This window comes from Hymenobacter caeli (assembly GCF_013294115.1).
In the GTDB taxonomy this organism is placed as follows: Bacteria; Bacteroidota; Bacteroidia; order Cytophagales; family Hymenobacteraceae; genus Hymenobacter; species Hymenobacter caeli.
The window spans coordinates 1-18,655 of sequence record NZ_JABSNP010000030.1 but is presented as its reverse complement, the minus strand read 5'-3'; the positions used below and the strand labels follow the sequence as shown (position 1 = coordinate 18,655).

Annotated in this window: 17 protein-coding genes; 7 read left to right on the top strand and 10 right to left on the bottom strand. The window is 64.3% G+C overall.

Going from position 1 to position 18,655, the window contains the following annotated elements; all coding sequences use genetic code 11:
* The first annotated feature begins 34 nt into the window (after window positions 1-34).
* The 3 genes from HNP98_RS20495 to HNP98_RS20485 are packed head-to-tail and all read left to right on the top strand — an operon-like array spanning window position 35 to window position 1,722.
* On the top strand, window positions 35-343 hold the full coding sequence (locus HNP98_RS20495; RefSeq protein WP_173812054.1) for a nucleotidyltransferase family protein: 309 nt from the start codon (window positions 35-37) through the stop codon (window positions 341-343).
* Window positions 315-698, top strand: coding sequence for a HepT-like ribonuclease domain-containing protein (locus tag HNP98_RS20490; protein ID WP_173812053.1), 384 nt, complete (start codon window positions 315-317; stop codon window positions 696-698). Before HNP98_RS20495 ends, HNP98_RS20490 begins: the two co-directional genes overlap by 29 nt.
* A complete protein-coding gene (locus HNP98_RS20485; RefSeq protein ID WP_173812052.1) occupies window positions 691-1,722 on the top strand; it encodes a quinone-dependent dihydroorotate dehydrogenase in 1,032 nt (343 codons plus the stop codon). The genes HNP98_RS20490 and HNP98_RS20485 overlap by 8 nt, the downstream gene beginning before the upstream one ends.
* On the opposite strand, the gene HNP98_RS20480 is transcribed toward HNP98_RS20485, so the two are convergent.
* On the bottom strand, window positions 1,667-2,353 hold the full coding sequence (locus tag HNP98_RS20480; RefSeq protein ID WP_173812051.1) for a DUF2306 domain-containing protein: 687 nt from the start codon (window positions 2,351-2,353) through the stop codon (window positions 1,667-1,669). The two genes, HNP98_RS20485 and HNP98_RS20480, sit on opposite strands and share 56 nt — an antisense overlap.
* A gap of 126 nt (window positions 2,354-2,479) precedes the next feature.
* Window positions 2,480-3,592, bottom strand: a complete 1,113-nt coding sequence (locus HNP98_RS20475; protein WP_173812050.1) for an acyloxyacyl hydrolase — start codon at window positions 3,590-3,592, stop codon at window positions 2,480-2,482.
* A 201-nt stretch (window positions 3,593-3,793) separates the two neighbouring features.
* Here HNP98_RS20475 and HNP98_RS20470 point away from each other — a divergent pair, with 201 nt between their 5' ends.
* The 3 genes from HNP98_RS20470 to HNP98_RS20460 all read left to right on the top strand — a co-directional run bounded on the left by HNP98_RS20470 (window position 3,794) and on the right by HNP98_RS20460 (window position 6,004).
* Window positions 3,794-4,468 (top strand): porin family protein, encoded by a 675-nt coding sequence (locus tag HNP98_RS20470; protein WP_173812049.1) that lies wholly within the window; start codon window positions 3,794-3,796, stop codon window positions 4,466-4,468.
* 203 nt (window positions 4,469-4,671) lie between these two features.
* Window positions 4,672-5,289 carry a porin family protein gene (locus HNP98_RS20465; protein WP_173812048.1) on the top strand — a complete coding sequence of 206 codons (618 nt, stop codon included), beginning with the start codon at window positions 4,672-4,674 and terminating at the stop codon, window positions 5,287-5,289.
* A 109-nt stretch (window positions 5,290-5,398) separates the two neighbouring features.
* On the top strand, window positions 5,399-6,004 hold the full coding sequence (locus HNP98_RS20460; RefSeq protein ID WP_173812047.1) for a porin family protein: 606 nt from the start codon (window positions 5,399-5,401) through the stop codon (window positions 6,002-6,004).
* 156 nt (window positions 6,005-6,160) lie between these two features.
* Here the strand turns inward: HNP98_RS20460 and HNP98_RS20455 are convergent, their stop codons facing one another.
* The 8 genes from HNP98_RS20455 to HNP98_RS20420 all read right to left on the bottom strand — a co-directional run bounded on the left by HNP98_RS20455 (window position 6,161) and on the right by HNP98_RS20420 (window position 17,808).
* The gene (locus tag HNP98_RS20455) at window positions 6,161-7,537 is read right to left on the bottom strand and encodes a dipeptidase (RefSeq protein WP_173812046.1); all 1,377 of its coding nucleotides are present in this window, start codon (window positions 7,535-7,537) and stop codon (window positions 6,161-6,163) included.
* An 89-nt stretch (window positions 7,538-7,626) separates the two neighbouring features.
* Window positions 7,627-8,181, bottom strand: coding sequence for a GNAT family N-acetyltransferase (locus HNP98_RS20450; protein WP_173812045.1), 555 nt, complete (start codon window positions 8,179-8,181; stop codon window positions 7,627-7,629).
* A gap of 61 nt (window positions 8,182-8,242) precedes the next feature.
* Window positions 8,243-8,893, bottom strand: coding sequence for a glycerol-3-phosphate 1-O-acyltransferase PlsY (gene plsY, locus HNP98_RS20445; RefSeq protein WP_173812044.1), 651 nt, complete (start codon window positions 8,891-8,893; stop codon window positions 8,243-8,245).
* A 99-nt stretch (window positions 8,894-8,992) separates the two neighbouring features.
* The gene (locus HNP98_RS20440; RefSeq protein WP_173812043.1) at window positions 8,993-14,533 is read right to left on the bottom strand and encodes a hypothetical protein; all 5,541 of its coding nucleotides are present in this window, start codon (window positions 14,531-14,533) and stop codon (window positions 8,993-8,995) included.
* Between the two features lie 227 nt (window positions 14,534-14,760).
* Entirely contained in the window at window positions 14,761-15,591 is an 831-nt protein-coding gene (gene prmA / locus HNP98_RS20435) for a 50S ribosomal protein L11 methyltransferase (RefSeq protein ID WP_173812042.1), read from the bottom strand.
* A 75-nt stretch (window positions 15,592-15,666) separates the two neighbouring features.
* Window positions 15,667-16,053, bottom strand: a complete 387-nt coding sequence (locus HNP98_RS20430) for a hypothetical protein (RefSeq protein ID WP_317171165.1) — start codon at window positions 16,051-16,053, stop codon at window positions 15,667-15,669.
* Between the two features lie 56 nt (window positions 16,054-16,109).
* Window positions 16,110-16,877 (bottom strand): triose-phosphate isomerase, encoded by a 768-nt coding sequence (gene tpiA / locus HNP98_RS20425; RefSeq protein WP_173812041.1) that lies wholly within the window; start codon window positions 16,875-16,877, stop codon window positions 16,110-16,112.
* Between the two features lie 58 nt (window positions 16,878-16,935).
* Window positions 16,936-17,808 carry a hypothetical protein gene (locus HNP98_RS20420; protein WP_173812040.1) on the bottom strand — a complete coding sequence of 291 codons (873 nt, stop codon included), beginning with the start codon at window positions 17,806-17,808 and terminating at the stop codon, window positions 16,936-16,938.
* Window positions 17,809-18,024: 216 nt separating this feature from the next.
* On the opposite strand from HNP98_RS20420, the gene HNP98_RS20415 reads away from it, so the two are divergent.
* Window positions 18,025-18,477, top strand: coding sequence for a DUF4174 domain-containing protein (locus HNP98_RS20415; RefSeq protein ID WP_173812039.1), 453 nt, complete (start codon window positions 18,025-18,027; stop codon window positions 18,475-18,477).
* Window positions 18,478-18,655 lie beyond the last annotated feature (178 nt).

Here is an 18,655-nt window from a genome sequence, read left to right as displayed (position 1 = left end):
GCACGTTTCGGCCGGGGCCTGCGTACTTTGTGCTATGGAACCTCCCCATTCCCTCGACCACATCCGGCAGGTGCTAGCCGACTATTTCGCCGATAAGCCCGTGCGGCGGGTGCAGGTGTTCGGCTCGTATGCGCGCGGCGAAGCCACGGCCGAATCGGACCTGGACTTGCTGCTGGAAATGGAACGACAAGTCGGCTGGGAATTTTTCGACTACTCCCGCGACCTGGAGCAGCGGCTCGGTATCAAGGTTGACGTCGGGACCGTCGTTTCCGATTACATGATGCGCTACATTAAAAAAGACCTGACCACGCTATATGAAAGCAAGCAAAGGACGGCCGCGTGACCCTGAGCGGGTGTTACATACGTTGCAGGCAGCCCGTAACATCGAGCTTTTTTTAGTTGGTAAAACGTTTGCCGACCTCGCGTCGGACTTGTTGCTGCAATCGGGCGTAGAACGGCAATTTGAAATCTTGGGTGAGGCGGCGTCCCACGTATCGGTAGCCACGCAGCAGTTGTGTCCAAGCATCAATTGGCAGGGTACCAAGGATTTTCGCAACCTGATTTCGCACGAATATTTTCGGGTAGACTTGGCCAAAGTTTGGGATATTTCGCAGCACATTGTTCCCGGGCTGCACTTAATATTGGAAGACTTATTTGCCGACCTCGACCAGCAATTTGGCCCCGACGCCAGTGTATAAATCCCTCGTCAAACCCCTGCTGTTCAACCTCGACGCCGAGCGTGCCCACCACCTCGTGTTCGATAATTTGCGCCGGGCGGCCCGGGTTCCGGGCGTTCGGGCCCTGCTGCGCGGGCTCTACGACTACCAGCACGCAAGCTTGGAGCGGGAGGTTTTTGGGTTGAAATTTCCAAACCCGGTGGGGCTGGCGGCGGGCTTCGACAAGAACGCGGCCCTGACCGATGAGCTGGCCACGCTGGGCTTCGGCTTCGTGGAGATTGGCACCGTGACGCCCCGGCCGCAGCCCGGCAACCCGCAGCCGCGCCTGTTCCGGCTGCCGCAGGACGGGGCCCTGATTAACCGCATGGGCTTCAACAACGACGGGGCCCCGGCGGTGGCGGCGCGGCTGGCGCGGCGGCGCAACCCCCGGCTCATCATCGGCGGCAACATCGGCAAGAACAAGGACACGCCCAACGCCGAAGCCGCCGCCGACTACCTGGCCGCCTACGACGCGCTGGCCGACGTGGTGGACTACTTCGTGGTGAACGTGAGTTCGCCCAACACGCCCGGTCTGCGCGAATTGCAGGAAAAGAAGCCACTTATAGACTTGCTCCAGCAGGTGCAGGGCCGCAACCTGGCCCGCCCCACGCCGCGCCCCCTGCTGCTGAAGATTGCCCCCGACCTGACCGATGCCCAACTCGACGACATCATCGAAATAGCCGAGGAAACCCACCTCAGCGGCCTCGTGGCCACCAACACCACCATCGGCCGCGGGGGCCTCAGCACCGACGCCGGCCACGTGGCGGCCCTGGGCGCGGGGGGCCTCAGCGGCCGGCCGCTGCGGGCGCGGGCCACGGAGGTGATTCGCTACCTGCACCGGCGCAGCGCGGGGGGCCTGCCCATCATTGGGGCGGGCGGCATCCACTCGGCGGCGGACGCGCAGGAAAAGCTGGCGGCCGGGGCCTCGCTGGTGCAGCTCTACACCGGCTTTATTTACGAAGGGCCGGGGCTGGTGCGGCAGATAAATCGAAGCCTGGTGCGGTAGCCACCCGCTGGGCCCGCACCCGGCGCTGCCACCACCAAATGACGGGCAGCCCCAGCGCCGTGGGCCACAAAAAGTTGTAAGGAAAAGGAATAAACCGCAGGCTGGTGACCGAAAACGCCGACACCGCCGCGATGTAGGAAGCCATGAACCCCGAAATGTGGTTCAGCAGCCATTGGTTTTTGGCCCAGTGGCCGGCGTTGGCGTAGCCGCGCAGCTGCCGCGCCGCCGTCATGGCCCCCAGGGCCCCGAACACGCCCACGGGGATGTTGCCCGATGCAAAGGCGTAGGCCACCGTGCCCAGAAACACCACCAGGCCCCCCCCCGCCACGGCCCAGTCGAAGGGCGCCACGCGGGCGTCCCAGGCCAGCTGTTTCAGGAAAATGGAGCGGTAGCCAAAGGCCGCCATGTACAGGCTGAATACCGCCGTGAGCAGCAAAAACAAGCTGTGGATGTGCTGGGCCCCCGCCAGGGCCGTGGTACCGGCCACCGCCATCGCCCAGAAAAATACCCGCCCCCACAGCCGGTGCGCCTCCCCGCCCTTGCGCAGGGCCAGGGCCACCGGGGCCACGAAGAACCCGATGAAACCGGCCGTGATGTGCAGGTAGCGGTTGGATTGAAAAAAGGTTTCCATGCTGAAAGCGTGGCCTTTAGTGCAACCACGGCCTAAAGATTCATAAAATGCCCCAGTTGCGCGAATCTTCTTTTCCGAACCGCCCAAAACCTTCCCCAGGGCGGCGCTAAGGACCGATAGAACGCCTCACAGCTTGGCCCCTACTTTGAACTCAATCACGTCGGCCACGGCGCGGTGCGCCTTCAGGTCGATGGCCCCGAACAGGTGGTCGTTGAAGAGGTACTTCAGGCCGAGGCGCTCGTAGTACACGGTGCTGCTTTTGTAGGGGTCGTACACGTAAAAGCCCAGCTGCGTGCCGAACGCCAGCCGCCCAAACAGCAGCTCGTGCCCGGCAAACACCCCGGCTTTCAGCACGCTGGGGCCGGCGGCGCCGGGGCGCAGCGTGTCGGCCAGGTCGGCTTTCAGCGAGCGGTCGTAGAAGCCCTCCACGCCCAGCAGCAGGTTGGACTTGCGGTTGACGCGGCGGCCCACGGCCAGCGTCACGGAGTTGACGAGGTAGCGGCGTAAGTCGCCGTCGCTGCGCTGCTTGTAGCCCACGCTCGTGGCCACGTACCCGAAGGGGCGGCCCACGTCGGCGGGCGCGGGGGCGTACTCGTTCGCGTGCGGGGCCAGGCGCTGCTGGTAGTAGTTGAGGCCGAGCACCAGCGCGGGCAGGTTCACCCCGAAGTTGGGCTTGCTGGTGGCCCCGTTGGAGAAGTGGTTGAGGCCCAGGCCCACGAGCAGGCCCAGGTGCTCGGTGAGGGCGTGGTCGTACTCGGCCCGCAGCTGGATGTTGGCGTTCAGGGCCGAGCCGGCGATGGTGTTCTTGTGGTTGGTTTGCTGGTCGTAGGGGTTGGTGAGGTAGCCCAGCCCGGCCCCCAGCCGGAAGCTCAGGTCGTGCCGGGGCCCGCGCGAAAACGTCTTGCTGATGTAAGGGCTGACGGCAAAGGCCCGCCCCAGCACGGGGTTGTGAAAGTCGTAGTACACCAGCGCCAGCCCGACTTTGGGGAAGCGGTACCAACCGTGCCAGGGGGCCGCGCCGGTGGTTTGGCGCTGCGCGTTCAACTCCAGGCCCGTGGGGTGGGAAACGGCCAGGTGGCGCACGGCTTCGGTGTGGGCCACCACGATGGCCCCCTGCGCGTAGGCCCCCACCACCAGCGGGGCCCGCGGCGCGGGCACGGGCTGCGCCTGCGCTGGCCGGTGGCCCAGCCCCCACCCCAGCACCCAAGCCAACCGCTGCACGACTCCTAACACTTTCATTGCCACGAATTACGCAGTCAAACTAACGGGAGCAAAATTGGTGAGTAAGTTCTCAATTAGCGAGCTTATTTAAATTTTTATTAAGATTTAAATAAAAAAATGAAACCCAAATAATTATTGGAGCGATATAAGGCACGTTTTCGGTAGCGTATTCGTACCGCAAAACAATTATTTATATTCCCTTTTTACATTTTTTCAATCATGAAAAAAGTAATTCTTCCCCTCGCCCTCCTTGCCGGCATCGTTGGCACCGCACACGCCCAAACGGGCATTAAATTTGGTGTAAAAGGTGGCTACAACCTGGCTACTTTCTCAGGCACCGATTCGCACGGCATCGAGTACAAGTCGGGCTTCTCGGCTGGCCTCTACTCCAACTTCGGAGTAGCCGACAACTTTTCGGTGCAGCCCGAAGTGCTGTTCTCGCAGAAGGGCGCTTCGATCGATAACTTTGAAGGCCTGCCGACCACCCGCTTCAAAACCACGCTGAGCTACATCGACGTGCCCGTACTGTTGCGCTACAACACGGGCAAAACCGAGGGCAAAGGTTTTTTCCTTGAACTGGGCCCCCAGGCCAGCTTTTTGGTGCGTAACCGCGACTTTACCCAGACCGGTAACACGAGCACCCAAAGCACCGACAACACCAACAGTGCTGACATGAATAAGACGGTGCTGGCCTACGTGGGCGGCATTGGCTACCAGATTACCAGCGGCTTGAGCTTGGGCTTCCGGTACACTGGCGACTTCACGCAGGTGTACAAGCAAGGTGTATCGGCTAATTACGCCGGCCAGGCCTACGCCGGCGGTAACGGCCAGAACCCCAGCGTGCACAACTCGGTATTTCAATTCCAAGTCGGTTACGCTTTCGGCGGCAAATAGGTCTGAGTTGTTTCCAGAATTGCAAGTCCGTTCCTCTAACAAGGAACGGACTTTTTTGTGTTTATTGACAAATAATCATCAATAATTAATTTTGATTCACAAGAATAAAAATATTTTAATTAAAAAAATGTTTCTAACCAGTTGCACAAAAATATTCAGGTGTACTTTTGTGAAGTATTCACCATTTCCACACACAAAATAGTATGAAAAAAGTTATTCTATCGTTTGCATTAGTTACTGGCGCCGCCGTAGCTGCTAATGCTCAGAGCGCCTCGTTTGGCATCAAGGCCGGGGCCTCGCTCACTAACTTCACCGGCAAAGGCACCGATGGTGTTGACACAAAGAATAAATTCGGATTCAACGGCGGTTTCGTAGCCAACTTCGGGGTCAATGACGTTTTCTCCATCCAACCCGAATTGTTGTACTCGATGAAAGGCACTAAGGTCACTGAGCGCTCCCTTGGGTCAGGGCCAGATGCTACGATAACCTCTACTCTGCACTACATCGATGTTCCGGTCTTGGCTCACATCAACGCGGGAGGCCTATTTTTTGAGTTAGGGCCCCAAATCGGTTTTTTGGTTGCCGCTAAACAAAAGTCGGAGTATAACGGCCAATCTGACACGCAGGACGTTAAATCATCTATCAAAACCGTTGATTTTGGCTATGCGGCGGGCTTAGGATATCAGATGCCTGCCGGTCCCGGCGTTGGTCTGCGCTACAACGGAGGATTTACCAACATCGATAAGGACAACAACAGCAATAGCGCCTTGCATAACAGCGCGTTCCAATTGTACCTGACTTATATGTTCGGCGGCAAATAAACCCCGGCAAAGGTTTACAAAGCCCGGCTTTCTTGCGGAAGCCGGGCTTTTTGCCACCAGGCAACGCTTAGCTGGCTACTTTTGCGGCTTGCTCATTCCGTTTATTCCTATGCAAAAACCAATTTTTACCCTTGCCCTGTTGCTGGGCCTGGCCAGCGCCGCCCAGGCGCAGTACCGGGGGCGCGGCGGCAACGTATCGCTGGGCCTCAAGGCCGGCGTATCGCTCACCGACTTCGTGGGGGCCGACGTGAACGGCTACACCGGCCGCTTCGGCTTCCACGCCGGTGGGTTTGCCAACGTTGGCCTTACGCGCTTGGTGGCCTTCCAACCCGAAATCCTGTACTCGCAGAAAGGAGCCAAAGTGAACGGCAACAGCGACTACGGCACCCGCCTGCACTATATCGACGTACCGCTGGCGTTCCACGTCAACACCGACGGCTTTTTCTTCGAGGCAGGGCCCCAAGTGGGCTTTTTGGTGGCCGCCAAGGCAGAGGCCGGCAGCGCGTCGGTGGACGTGAAGGACGCCTACAAAAGCGTTGACTTCGGCTATCTGCTCGGCCTGGGCTACCAATTGAAGCACGGCCTGGGCCTCGGGCTGCGCTACAACGGGGCGTTCACCAACTTCCCCAACTCGTCCACGGTGGGCAACGTCACGGTGCAGCCGCGGGCCCGCAACAGCGCTTTCCAGCTGTACGCCACGTACTCTTTCAATTAAGCCGCCGGAGTTGCTGATAAGCTAAAAATCCCGCCGGCCGCGTAGCCGGCGGGATTTTTAGCTTATCAGCAACTCCGGCACAAAGGCGCACCTTTACGTTCCTGAAGTCCATCGGAGGCTGTTCAAGCAGGCCATTTGACAGCTGAAAAGCCGGGGCTACCGGGTTTCGGCCGCGGCGTAGTTGCGGTAGAAGTGCGGGATGGTTTCGATGCCCTTCAGGAAGTTGAACACCCCGAAGTGCTCGTTGGGCGAGTGGATGGCGTCAGAATCGAGGCCGAAGCCAAGCAGCACCGAATCGATGCCCAGCTCGGACTTGAACATGGCCACGATGGGGATGGAGCCGCCGCCGCGCGTGGGCACCGGGCGCTTGCCGAAGGTGGTTTCCATCGCATCGGCGGCGGCTTGGTAGGCGGCCGAGTCGGTGGGCGTGACGACGGGCTCGCCGCCGTGGTGGGGCCGCACCTGCACCGTGACGCCGGCCGGGGCGATGCGCTCGAAGTGCTGCTGGAACAGGGCCGTGATTTCGTCGCTGGTCTGGTTGGGCACGAGGCGCATCGAGATTTTGGCGAAGGCTTTGGAGGCGATGACCGTTTTGGCCCCTTCGCCAATGTAGCCGCCCCAAATGCCGTTCACGTCGAGCGTGGGCCGGATGCTGGTGCGCTCCGGCGTGCTGTAACCGGCCTCGCCGTAGGAGGCAGGCAGGCCGATGCTGGCCTCAAACTCAGCGTCGCTGAAGGGGGCTTTGGCCAGCTCGGCGCGGGCGGCCGTGCTCAGCTCTTCCACGTTATCGTAGAAGCCGGGGATGGTGATGTGGCCGTGCTGGTCGTGCAGGCTGGCAATCATCTGGCACAGGGCGTTGATGGGGTTTTGCACGGCCCCGCCGTAGAGGCCCGAGTGCAGGTCGCGGTTGGGGCCCGTCACCTCCACTTCGTGGTAGCTGAGGCCGCGCAGGCCTACCTCGATGCTGGGCACGTCGTTGGCCAGGATGCCGGTGTCGGAAAGCAGGATGACGTCGGCTTTCAGCTTTTCCTTGTTGGCCTGCACGAACAGGCCCAGGTTGTTGGAGCCGATTTCTTCTTCGCCCTCGAACATGAACTTGATGTTGCACGGCACGCCGCCCTGGCCGTCGCGCATCATCAGCTCGAACGCTTTGACGTGCATGTACACCTGGCCTTTGTCGTCGCAGGCCCCCCGGGCGTAAATGTTGCCGTCTTTGATGACCGGCTCGAACGGCGGCGAGGTCCACAGCTCGTAGGGGTCGGCGGGCTGCACGTCGTAGTGGCCGTACACGAGCACCGTGGGCTTGCCGGGGCCCGCGGCGAGGTAGTCGCCGTACACGATGGGGTGGCCGGCGGTTTCGCACAGCGCCAGGTTTTGCACGCCGGCTTCGGCCAGGCGGGCCTGGAGGTATTCGGCGGCCCGGCGCACGTCGCCCTGGAACTTGGGGTCGGCGGATACGCTGGGAATGCGCAGCCAGTCGAGTAACTCTTCCAGAAAGCGCGGCTGGTTATCGGCGAGGTAAGGTGTCGTCATAGATTAGGGTAGCCGGATAGAAAGTATTAAAGCGGCGAAAACTGCGCAAAAGTAGTTGTCGCCGTTGGCCGCGGGCCAAAGACCTGGAATTAGCCCGCGCGTTGCGCGTACTCGTGCCGGGTAAGGCGGTACTGGGCCAGGTCGTAGTATTGGCCGTCGCGCTTCACGTGGGCCACCAATTCGCCTTCCTGCACCATGCCGTTTTTCCGCATCACGGCCCCCGAGCCCGGGTTTTGAGTGGTGTGGGTGGCCAAAATCTTGTTCAGTCCCAGCCCCTCGAACCCGTAGCGCAGCACGGCGGCCAGGGCTTCGGTCATCAGGCCCTGGTTCCAGTAGGGCACGCCCAGCCAGTAGCCGGCCTCGGCCCGGTCGAAGCGCGGCTCAATTTTGAGGCCGATGCCGCCGATGAACTCGCCGGTGGCCTTCAGCTCGACGGCAAACGTGACGTCTTCGCCCTGCCGGTGCGCTTTCCGCGTGACGCGCAGCCAGTTGTGGGCATCGTCGGGGTGGTACGGGTGGGGCATGTTGAGCGTGTTGCGGGCCACGGCGTGGTCGCTGGCCAGCGCCACGATGCACGGCACGTCGGCCTCGGCCAGCGCCCGCAGCACCAGCCGCGGGGTTTCGAGGCGGGGGAAAGGCTCCATGCGGAAAAGGGGATAAGGAGGGGCGGGAAGCGCAGGCTAAGCGGTGGGCGTTAGGTAGCCGTTACCGGGCCCAGGGCAGGGGCACGCGGCTTTCGGTACCGGCCCGCAGCCGCCCGATGTTGGCGCGGTGGGTGTAGACGAGCATGGCCGCCAACGCAAAGCCGCACCAGACTTGCAGCGGAATATCGGGCCGGAAGGGCTTCCAGGGCAGCAGCTGGAGCAGCGCGAAAGCCACGCCCGCCGTCATCGACGACAGGGACACGTAGCGGCTGAGGGCCAGCACGGCCAGGAACACCAGGATGCACACGCCCACCGTGGCCGGCGCAATGGCCAGCATCATGCCCACGATGGTGGCCACGCCCTTGCCGCCCCGAAACTGCGCCCACACCGGGTAGATGTGTCCCACCACCGCCAGCACGCCGCAGGCCAGCCGCACGTAAAACAGATTCTGGGGCTCCAGGGCCCCGGCGTTCAGCAGGGCGTTGGGCAAAAAGTAAGCCGCCGCAAACCCCTTGAAGGCATCGACCAGCAACACGAACGAGCCGGCTTTTTTGCCCAGCACCCGGAACGTGTTGGTGGCCCCGGCGTTGCCGGAACCGTGCTGCCGGATGTCGGCCAGGCCAAAAAAACGGCGGCCCACCCACAGCGCCGTGGGGATGGAACCGAGCAAATACGCCGCCAGCAGCGCCAGCAGCAGCAAAAGAATGTTCATAGCCGGGCAAAGGTACGCCGGGGCCCGGGCCGCCCACCGGGCCCAAAAAAGGCCCCGCTGCCGGGCAGCGGGGCCTTTTCCCGGGGGGCCCGTGGGCGGCTAAGAATCGCCGAAGGGGTCGTCGGCGTTGCCCTTTTTCTTCTTCTTTTTCTTGGGGGCCTCGTCCACGGGGGCGTCGGCCGGGGCCGGCTCGGCGTCGGCTGCGGTGGCCTCCTTGTCCTTCTTCTTCTTTTTGGACGGTTGCTCGGCGGGCGGGGCCGCGGCGGGGTCGGTAGCCTCCGTGGCGGCGGCTTCCTGGCCCTTTTTCTTCTTCGAAGGCTCCGCCGCCGGGGCCTCGGCGGGCGTTTCGGTGGCCGCCGCGGCTTTCTCCTGGTCCTTTTTCTTCTTCGGGGCGTCAGCGGCGGGCGGGACCTCGGTCAGGTCGCCGCTGCCGAAGGGGTCGTTGTCCTTGGCCTTTTTCTTCTTCTTGCCGCTGGGCTCGGGGGCCGGCGCGGCGGTGGCGGCGGCCTCGGTGCCGTCGGTACCGAAGGCGTCGTCGCCCTTCTTCTTTTTCTTCTTCTTGCCGGTGTCCACGGTCGGCTCGTCGGGCTTGGACGGCGCGGCGGCGCGGGCGGCCAGCTTGCCGCTCATGCCCAGGTAGTCGCGCTGGAAGCGGCTGCGGAACCCGTCCACGTCGCCGAAGTCGCCCAGGAACACGCCGTAACTCAGGGCCGTGTTGTAGTCGCCCTTCTGGGCCCGCGTGATTTCGCCGTCGTAGGCGTCGCTCTGGCTCTTGGTCAGCAGCAGGTTGTTGGCGTACTTGAAGTAGTACCAGTCCTGGGGGCCGGGTTCGAGGTAAATTTCTACTTCGTCGGTCGAGTTGCTGCGCTTGATTTCCACGTAGCCGTCCACCAGCGCGTTCAGGCTTTGCTTGCCCACGCCGGCCACCCCGATTTTACCCACCGAGTACCAGGCCTTTTTCTTGGCGTTCCAGCGCAGGTTCACGCGGCTCAGCAGCAGCGTGTGGGCCAGCTTGGGGCTGAGCTTGGCCAGCGAAATGGCCTGGCCCTTGGTCCCCGCGTAGGCTTCGATGCCCTTGCTGCCCACAAATTCGCCCAGCTTGTACAGTTCGTTGGCCGAGCCGTCGAGGGCCTCGGGCGACCCTTTGGTCACCTTCACCATCTCCGCGCCCAGCACTTCGAGCGCCTTGGCGGGCATCACCATGTCGAGGCCCAGCAGCGCATCCACGCGGTAGGCGGCGCTGTCGGGGTTGGCCACGCCCACGCCGCTGCCCACCATGCGGTACTCCTTGCTCGACTTGATGAACGTCATCGGGCCCCGGAAGCCCATTTGACCCGTCGAGTCCTTGTAGGTCAGCACGGCCCCGTCGTAGCGGTTGGGGTCGGCCAGGTCGTTGCGCGAAATCGTGAACAGGCCCCGCTTGGCGTCGTAGCGCAGCTTGCCGTCCACGGTGAACAGCGGCACGTCGGCCTCGTTGGGCAGCGCCGCCGCAAACAGCGGAAACACGCTGTTCGACTGGTCCGACAGGAACAGGCCCGTCAGCATCGGGGCTTCGCTCTCGCCCTTGGCTTTGGTGTCGGGCAGCGTCAGCACCACGTTTTTGGGGTCGATGCTGTCCTTCACCGGAAACCAGCCGGCGCTGGTGGCGTAGTTTTTCCCGAACTGCAGCTGCACCTCGCCCGTGAACGCCAGGCCCCGGCGCTGCGAATTCAGCTGCATGTCGCCGCGGTAGCCGATGCGCGGGGCCAACGAAAACTTGGCGTTGGTTTGCACCGAAGCAGTGGCCACGGTGGCCAGCCCGCCCGCGGGGCCGGGGGCCCCGGCCCCAGCCGCAGCCTTTTTGCGGAACAGGCCCCCGCCCTTCCGCGCCGTGGCCACGGAGGCCACCGAGTCGCTCGCGAAGTTCGTGAACCGGAGGGCCACCGAGTCGGTGGCCGTTTTGAAGCTGTAGAGGGCGTCGCCCGAGAAGGCCAGGCGCGACGCCACGGTGATGTTGCCGTTGTAGAGGCGGTGGAACTTGGCCAGCGAGTCGAGCACCACCTTGGCGTTGTGCAGGGTTTTGAGCTGGGCATTGGCCAGGATGACCACCCGGCCCGAATCGGGCACAATCCAGGCGTCGGCGGCGGCCACGTAGGGCACGCCGCCGGCCTGCAGCCGGTAGTGGGCCAGGTCGTACACGCCGGTGGCCGCCCGGAACTTCAGCCCGTGCTGGGCCTCGCCGGTGGCGTAGAAGTACGACGCGGTGGAGTCGGCCCCGGGGGCCACGCGCAGCTGCACCAGCTTCTTCTTAAAGTCCCAGCGCCCGCCGCTGAGCGTGGTTTTGAACTGCGAGTACGGCAAGTCGATGCTGGCCTTGCTGTCGGGCTCGCGGGTGAAATCGGCGTAGCCCTTCTTCAAATCGTACTGAAACGCGACTTCGTTGGCCGTGAGGGCCGGCTTGTTCACCTCGGCCGATTTCACGCTCAGCGTGGCCTTGCGACCGCTGTAGCCGTCGGTTTTGAAGGTGAAGTCCGGCGACTTGATAAACGACTGGGGCCCGTCGAGGCGGCCGTTGCCGCCCGTGCCCTTGGGCGTGAGCAGCGCCCGGCCCCGGAAGCTGTAGGCGTCGTTGGCGTACAGCTTGATGGGGGCCCCGGTGCGGGGGGTGGTCAGGTACATCGAGTCGGCCTGCACCACCCAGTTCATGAGGTAGCCGGGCGGCAGGGCCATGCGCGGCGAGTTCACGCCGCCCGCGTTGCGGGCCGCGAGCTCGCCGGTTTTGCCCTCCGTCACCACCGAGTCGCGGTAAAACGTGAAGCGGTCCGAGGTGAACGTGCCGCTCTGGTACTTCACGGTGCCGTCGGCTTGCAGGCCCCGGCTGTCGAGCTTCACCTTGTTGAACACCCGCCCTTTGCCTTTGTAGAGCGGGAAGCCGTCCTTGGGCACGTCGTACACGAAGCCGAGCGAGCCGTCGGGCTGGGCGGTGAGTTTGGTTTTGATGTCGGGAATGATGCCGCCGCTGCGGAACGTGCCATCGAAGCCGGTGGCCGTCTGGCCTAGGCTGTTGAGTGAGTCGAGGCGGAAGGGCGGGATGTCGAACACCATCGTCGAGTCGTAGGCCCCGCCCAGCACGTCCTGCTTGCCGAAGAACACGCTGGCCCCGGTCTTGGAGTCAAAGGCCGGGAAGTTGGGTTTTTTCTTGCGGCCCGACTTGTTCTGCGGGTCGTTCAGGAACAGCCGGCCGCTCGACACCTTGCCTTTATTCGTAAGGGCAAAGTCGAAGTGCTTGCCGTTGTTGCGCTTGCCGGCCACCTGCTTGGGCTGGCTGCGGATGACCATCGAGTCAATCTTGGCCATGTCCACGTAAAACCCGTCGTAGTCGAAAGCAAACTCCTTGCCCTTGAAGCGCATGGCCGCCGCCACCACCGTGCCGCTGAACTTGATGTTGCGGTTTTTCTGTACCCGCACCACGCTGCTGTCGGGCCGCACGTACACGGCCAGCGAGTCGTCGGTGAAGTTGAAGCGGTCCACGCCCCGGATGAGCAGCTCGTTGGTGGCCAGGTTGAGGGTGGCGTTGCGCCCGGCCCCCGACAACGACTTGATGGCCAGGTGGTCGTAGTCTTTGCGGTCGCGGGCGGCGGCCACGTAGTGCAGGCCCTTGGGCAGGATGGTCACGTTGCCGGTCTGGCCGTTCCACTGCACGTAGCCGTCGCGGGCCAGGCCGGCCATGGCGCTGCGCAGGTTGCCTTCGGCCGTGCTCAGGTCGGTGGCAATGTCGGCCACGTTCAGGGTGCGGGCGTTGGCGTGGGCCTGGCTGTAGCCCACCAGCATTTGCAGCGGGTGCAGCCGGTTGATGCTCTTGATTTGCTGGTAGCGGGCGTCGGTATAAAACGCCTGGCTCTCAAAATCCGCCGTCTGCTGGTTTTTAGCCGTCAGCACCGCGAAGTCGATGGAAGGCTGGTGCAGGTCCCAGGTGAGCTGTTCGGAGCGGATTTCGAGCTTGTGGTACGAGTCGTTAAAGGGCGTGTTTTTATACAAGCCGTCCTCCCGCGAGAGGCGCAGCTGCTGCTTGGCCCGCAGGTAGCGCACCTGCACGCCGGGGTGCGTCAGCGAATCCTGGCCCTCGTAGATGGCCACGGCCGCCCGCCCGGCCGTCACCACCGAGTCGCTGAGCACGTAGGCCCGCGATGCGGCCCGGAACTTGCGCTGGCCGCCTTCGCTCACGGTGAGCGTGGCCAGCGAGCCGTCGAGGGCCGCGCTGAGCAGCCGCTCGCCGGCCAGCGACACGCCGCCCCGGTAGCTGATGTCGCCGCCCAGGTTTTTGAGCCGGGCGTCGTTGGTGAGGGAAATGAAGCGCGGGTAACCGGTGTCGGTCGCGCCGGGCTTGCGGCGCACGCTGCGGTAGCTCAGGGCCCCTTTCACGGGGGCTTCGAGCTGGGCCGCGTAGGTCAGCGTCACGGGCTGGGCCGTGAATTCGGGCTTGCTCAGGTCGAAGTCGAACCCGCTCAGCGCGGCCGTCACGGGGTTGTTTTTAACGGTCCAGGCAAACTGGCCGCCGGTGCCCACGAAGCGGCTGGTACCGGGCACCGCCGTGCCGCTTACCTGGCGCAGCACCACCGAGTCGCCGGCGGTGGCCAGGTACAGGTCGGCGTCTTTCACCACCAGCACCGCGCCCCGGGTGGGCGGCGGCGAATAAGCATCGTAGCCGGCGGTGGGCTCGAAACCGGCCGTGCTGGGCGCGAAATCGGCCGGGTTGGCGGCGGGCTCGGCGGGGGCCGTGGCCACGGGCTTGGCCGCGGCCGGCGCTTTGGCCCCGGCCTTGGCCACGGCTTTTTTGGCGGGGGCTTTTTTCTTGGCGGGGGCCCCCCAGCCGTCGTCGGCCTTGCCCCAGCCGTCGTCCTTGTCGCCCCAGCCGCTGCTGGCCGCCGGCGACGACCACAGGTCGGACGTGTCCCAGCCGCTGCTGGATTTCTTCTTTTTGGCCACGGGCTTGGGAGCTGCTTTCGCGGCCGGCTTGGCCGCTGCTTTGGCCACGGGCTTGGCGGCCGGCAGCGGCTCGTCTTTCGCCGGGGCCGCGGCCCCAAACTCCAGGGTGGAAACCGGGGCCGCAACGGGCGAATACGCGAACGACACGGTGCCGCCCGCCGCCCGCAGCGAGTTGAAGCCCGAGCGGTACAGGTAGCCGCCGTTCAGGAAGCGGCTGCTCGACACCAGGAACTTGTCGGTTTCCGCGGCCGGCTCCTTGTCCAGCGTCTGGCCCAGCACGTCGAGGTACTGGTCCAGCTGCGCGGCCCCGAGCTTGGCGGTGGTGGCCCCGCCGATGAGGGCCCGAAAAAACGTTTCGAACTGGGGCCGGGGCCGGAATTTCTTGGCCAGCATGGCCTGCGAGAGGGCCACGATGCGGGCCTGCTGCGGGGCTGTGAAGCTGCCGCCGCCCCAGAGCTGCTGCAATTGCGCCCCCACGGCCTTGGCGGGGGCGTTGTTGGTGCTGGCCAGCATGGCCTGCACGTCCAGCATGAACTGGGCGGGGTCGGACGACAGCCGGCCCCGCGCCGGCGCGGCGGCCGGGGGCGCCTTGGCGGCGGGCACCGCCTGGGCCGCGGCCCGCTCCCCGCCCACTACTACGGCCGCCAGCGCGGCCACAACGACGAAATATCTCATATCTATAGCTATCGAAAAGCCGACGCAGGCCCGGAATAGCTAGGCTGGCCATACCGTCGGGGCTACAATTTCGGGAATCGGCGGGATATGTGCCCCATTGGCCCGCCCGTACGTGTACTTTTCCAACCCAGCCGGCCCGTCAAAACGCGCTTTCTGATAATTTTATTGCCTCACAATAAATTTATTATCAAATAGTTGCGTATAATATTCATAAATCAATAATTTAATTATGCTTTCAAAAAAATAGCCGATACCCAGCTGCGCAGCGTGCGGTGGCGCTGGTAAACCAGGCCCTGGCGCGTCGCTTCATTCTTTATTTTATCCAAGTCTTCCTCGTAGAAGCCGCTGAACAGGATGGGCCGGCCGCTGGGCAGCAGGGCCGCGTAGGCGTGCATGTCTTCGAGCAGCACGTTGCGGTTGATGTTGGCCAGGATGAGGTCGAAGGGGGCCTCGCCAGCCAGCACTTCCACCCCGCCCAGGCGGCACTCGATGGTGCGGCACTGGTTTTCGGCGGCGTTGTCGGCGGCGTTTTCCACGGTCCAGGGCTCCACGTCCACGGCCAGCACCTGGCGGGCCTCCAGCAGCTCGGCCATGATGGCCAGGATGCCCGTGCCGCAGCCCATGTCGAGCACGCGCAGGCCGCGGTGGTCGAGGTCGAGCTGGTTCTCAATCATGAGGGCCGTGGTCTCGTGGTGGCCCGTGCCGAACGACATGCGGGGCATAATCACGATGTCGTAGTCCACGCCCGCCGGCGCGGGGTGGAACGGGGCCCGTACCGACACCCGGTCGGCGATAACCAGCGGCTGGAAGTTTTTCTCCCACTCGGCGTTCCAGTTCTGGCGGGTGATGACGCGGTGCGAATGGCTCAGCTCGCCCAGGCCCTCGTAGCGGCTCATGATTTCGGCCACCCCGTCGGGGTCGAACGCGGCCTCCGTGGTGTAGGCGCAAAAGCCGGCGTCGTTGTCTTCAAAGGTGTCGAAGCCCACTTCGCCCAGCTCGGCCACCAGGATGTCGGCCAGCTCGCGGGGGGCCTCAACGGTCAGTTCAATAAAATCCATGCGGGGCAGGGTAAGGGTTTTAGCGTTGCGCAGCAAAAGCTCCGGCCGGCGGCCGGGATTTGGCGCGTCGGCGGCTTAATTGGTTCGGCACCCGGCAAAGGAGCGCACGGTGGTGTAGTGAATCGTGAAATCGGCCAGGCCCCGGGTGGGCGTCACGAACAGGGCGTAGTCGGCAAAGTCGCGGTTGGGGGCCTCGGCCCATAGCCCGGCTTTGTCGGCAAATAGCTTGTTGGCCTCCTTGAACACCAGCAAATCGGCAAAGGCCTGGTCGGGCTCCACGTACACGATGGCGAAGCAGCCGGAGCGCCGGTTGGGGTCGGTTTCGAGGTACACCGTCCCGTAGATTTTGCACGGGTCAACGGAGCCCCGCGGGGCCCCCGCGGCCGGCCTGGGGGCCCCGGGGTGGCCTTTGGCGGCGGGTCCCAGGACCAGCAGCGCAGCGAGAAGAAAAGAGAAAAACACGGCAAACGGGCTGGTGAAACAATCCGACGGAGGCAAAAAGCAGGCCGCGCCCGGGGCTAAAACGAGCGGATGATGGCCACGAAGTCCGGGGCTTTCAGCGACGCGCCGCCGATGAGGCCGCCGTCCACGTCGGGCTGGCCGAACAGCTCGCGGGCGTTCTGGGCGTTGGCCGAGCCGCCGTAGAGGATGGACACGCTGGCGGCCGCGTCGGCGGTGTAGGCGCGGGCCACCTGCTCGCGGATGAAGGCGTGCACCTCCTGGGCCTGGGCGCTGGTGGCCGTTTTGCCGGTGCCAATGGCCCAGATGGGCTCGTAGGCCACCACCACCTGCGCAAATTCCTCGTTGCTGAGGTGGAACAGACCGTCCTTCAGCTGCTTGGCGATGAAAGCGAAGGTGTCGTCGGCTTCGCGGGTTTCGAGCGACTCGCCCACGCAAAAAATTGGCTTGAGGCCGGCGGCCAGGGCCGTTTTCAGCTTCTGGCCCAGCAGCGCGTCGTCTTCGCGGAAGTGCTGCCGCCGCTCGGAATGGCCCAGAATCACGTATTCGCAGCCCACCGAGGCCAGCATCGGGGCCGACACCTCGCCGGTGAACGCGCCGCTTTCTTTCTGGTGGCAATTCTGGGCCCCCAGGTGCAGCGGGCCGCCCTTGGGCAGCTTTTCGCCCACCCCCGCCAGAAATGGAAACGGCGGGCACACCACCACCAGCGGTTGGGCGGGGCCGGCCGGGGCCTCGGCGAGCAAAGCGGTGATTTCGTCCGTCAGCGCGAGGGCCGCCGGGTAAGTGAGGTTCATTTTCCAGTTGCCGGCAACGATTTTTTGGCGCATAACTACGGGGTGAAGTGGAACCCCGCAAAGCTACGCGGCGCACGCCGGGCTGGGGGGCCTACTTCACCGCGGCGTTGCGGCGGGCCAGGGCGGCCGTCTGGGCCTCGGCGGCGGCCGTGGCTATTTCCCAAGGCTGCCGCCGGCCGCCCACCCGCGACAGGGCCGCCCCGCCGACGGCCGCCACGGCCGCCCCCACCAGCGCGGCCCAGCCCAGCGCGGGTATTTCGCGCAGCTGCGCCACCCAAATGGCCGCCAGGGCCCACGCCACCACCAGCGGCAGCACCGCCTCCTGAAACGCCCGGCTGATGACCAGTGCCAGCGCTACCACCACCGCCAGCAGCGCCAGCGCCACCGCCACGCCCAGGTCGGGGGCCGGCTGCCAGCCCAGCTGCCGGAGCCCAATGGTGAGGTTGATGACCGTGGCCACCGATATCCAGCCCAGGAACAGGGCCAGCGGCACGCTCGTCCAGGCCGGGGCAGCGTGGGCCAGCACCCGCCGCCGGGCCCGGCCGTAGGCGGCCACCAGCGCCCCCAAAATCACGAGCATCACGCCCACGCTGGGCAAAATCAGCTCGTAGGCAAACAGCACCACCCACGCGCCGGTGGCCGCGTTGGCCAGGGCCAGGGGCTTGGCCAGGGCGTCGGGCAGCGACAGGGCCCGCTGAGCCGGCAGCAGCTGCCACACGGCATAAATGCTCAGCCCCAGAAAAATCAGGCCCCAGATGCTGAATGCGTACCCGGCGGGCGTGAGCAGCGTCGGGTACTTGCCCGACACCGTGCCCATGGTTTGCCCGTTCAGCGGGTGGGTGTTGGAATAGTAGTTGAGGAAAATGTTGCCGAAGATGGCGGCGGCGGCCAGCCAGCGCCACCCCCGGCCCGCCGCCGAACGGTCGGGGGCCGCGTAATGGTCGGGTGGGTGGGATTGGGACATGGCGAGTAAGGGCAGGGAGTAATAATTACGAATAAAATACTGGCGCCGGTTTGACCGCGTACTACTCGGTCGGCGGAGCCTTGCGCTCGCCAAACCGGGCAAACGGCTAGACCAACCGGACTGACCGACAGCCAAACAAAAAACCTAATCCGCACGGTTATCGCAGCACAAGCCGGGGCCGCAGGGTTAACGGCTTTGCCCTAAAAAATATTTCTTATGCAACTTACTTGCTTGGTACTCGCTACGCTACTGGCTCCCTTGGGCCGGGTCGCGGCGCAAACGCCCGCCCCGCCGCCGGCGCTGCAACCGGCGCTGCAACCGGCGCTGCACGCCGCCCGCGGGCAGCGCCGCGTCTTGCTTGTGGGGGCCGCTACGGCCGCCGGGCCCGATTTTAAGCGCCAGCAAGCGCTGCTGGCCGCCGTGCCCGACCAGTTGCGAGCGCGCGACCTGCAAGTGCTGGCCGTGCTCTACGACGAGCTGAGCCCGGCCGACCGCCAGCTGGCGCAGCGGCTCGGGCTGCGGCCCCCGGCCTTCGGCGTCGTCCTCATCGGCAAAGACGGCGGGGCCAAGCGCAGCAGCGCCCGGCCCTTGGCCCCGGCCGATTTATTCAGCACCATAGACCAGATGCCCATGCGGCAGCAGGAAATGCGCCGGCGCGGGCAGCAATAGGTCCTTCAGGCCCAGCGCAGTTGCAGGCCGCCGTACCCAGCAAACTTGCTGTCGCGGCTCACTAGCGTTAGGTCCTCGCTCTTAGAGGGTATAGGGTAAAAACATAGAGATTTACCTTTGCCGGATGAATCGCCGTGCTTATTCAACCGATTTGACTGCTGAACAATGGCTTCTGGTG

What these genes read in the sequence shown, in the direction of transcription:
- HNP98_RS20450 (WP_173812045.1), bottom strand. Translation starts at nt 8,181, where the DNA reads ATGGAGCCTTTCCCCCGCCTCGAAACCCCGCGGCTGGTGCTGCGGGCG.
- HNP98_RS20490 (WP_173812053.1), top strand. Translation starts at nt 315, where the DNA reads ATGAAAGCAAGCAAAGGACGGCCGCGTGACCCTGAGCGGGTGTTACAT.
- HNP98_RS20470 (WP_173812049.1), top strand. Translation starts at nt 3,794, where the DNA reads ATGAAAAAAGTAATTCTTCCCCTCGCCCTCCTTGCCGGCATCGTTGGC.
- prmA (WP_173812042.1), bottom strand. Translation starts at nt 15,591, where the DNA reads ATGGATTTTATTGAACTGACCGTTGAGGCCCCCCGCGAGCTGGCCGAC.
- HNP98_RS20495 (WP_173812054.1), top strand. Translation starts at nt 35, where the DNA reads ATGGAACCTCCCCATTCCCTCGACCACATCCGGCAGGTGCTAGCCGAC.
- HNP98_RS20455 (WP_173812046.1), bottom strand. Translation starts at nt 7,537, where the DNA reads ATGACGACACCTTACCTCGCCGATAACCAGCCGCGCTTTCTGGAAGAG.
- tpiA (WP_173812041.1), bottom strand. Translation starts at nt 16,877, where the DNA reads ATGCGCCAAAAAATCGTTGCCGGCAACTGGAAAATGAACCTCACTTAC.
- HNP98_RS20465 (WP_173812048.1), top strand. Translation starts at nt 4,672, where the DNA reads ATGAAAAAAGTTATTCTATCGTTTGCATTAGTTACTGGCGCCGCCGTA.
- HNP98_RS20460 (WP_173812047.1), top strand. Translation starts at nt 5,399, where the DNA reads ATGCAAAAACCAATTTTTACCCTTGCCCTGTTGCTGGGCCTGGCCAGC.
- HNP98_RS20480 (WP_173812051.1), bottom strand. Translation starts at nt 2,353, where the DNA reads ATGGAAACCTTTTTTCAATCCAACCGCTACCTGCACATCACGGCCGGT.
- HNP98_RS20475 (WP_173812050.1), bottom strand. Translation starts at nt 3,592, where the DNA reads ATGAAAGTGTTAGGAGTCGTGCAGCGGTTGGCTTGGGTGCTGGGGTGG.
- plsY (WP_173812044.1), bottom strand. Translation starts at nt 8,893, where the DNA reads ATGAACATTCTTTTGCTGCTGCTGGCGCTGCTGGCGGCGTATTTGCTC.
- HNP98_RS20415 (WP_173812039.1), top strand. Translation starts at nt 18,025, where the DNA reads ATGCAACTTACTTGCTTGGTACTCGCTACGCTACTGGCTCCCTTGGGC.
- HNP98_RS20440 (WP_173812043.1), bottom strand. Translation starts at nt 14,533, where the DNA reads ATGAGATATTTCGTCGTTGTGGCCGCGCTGGCGGCCGTAGTAGTGGGC.
- HNP98_RS20420 (WP_173812040.1), bottom strand. Translation starts at nt 17,808, where the DNA reads ATGTCCCAATCCCACCCACCCGACCATTACGCGGCCCCCGACCGTTCG.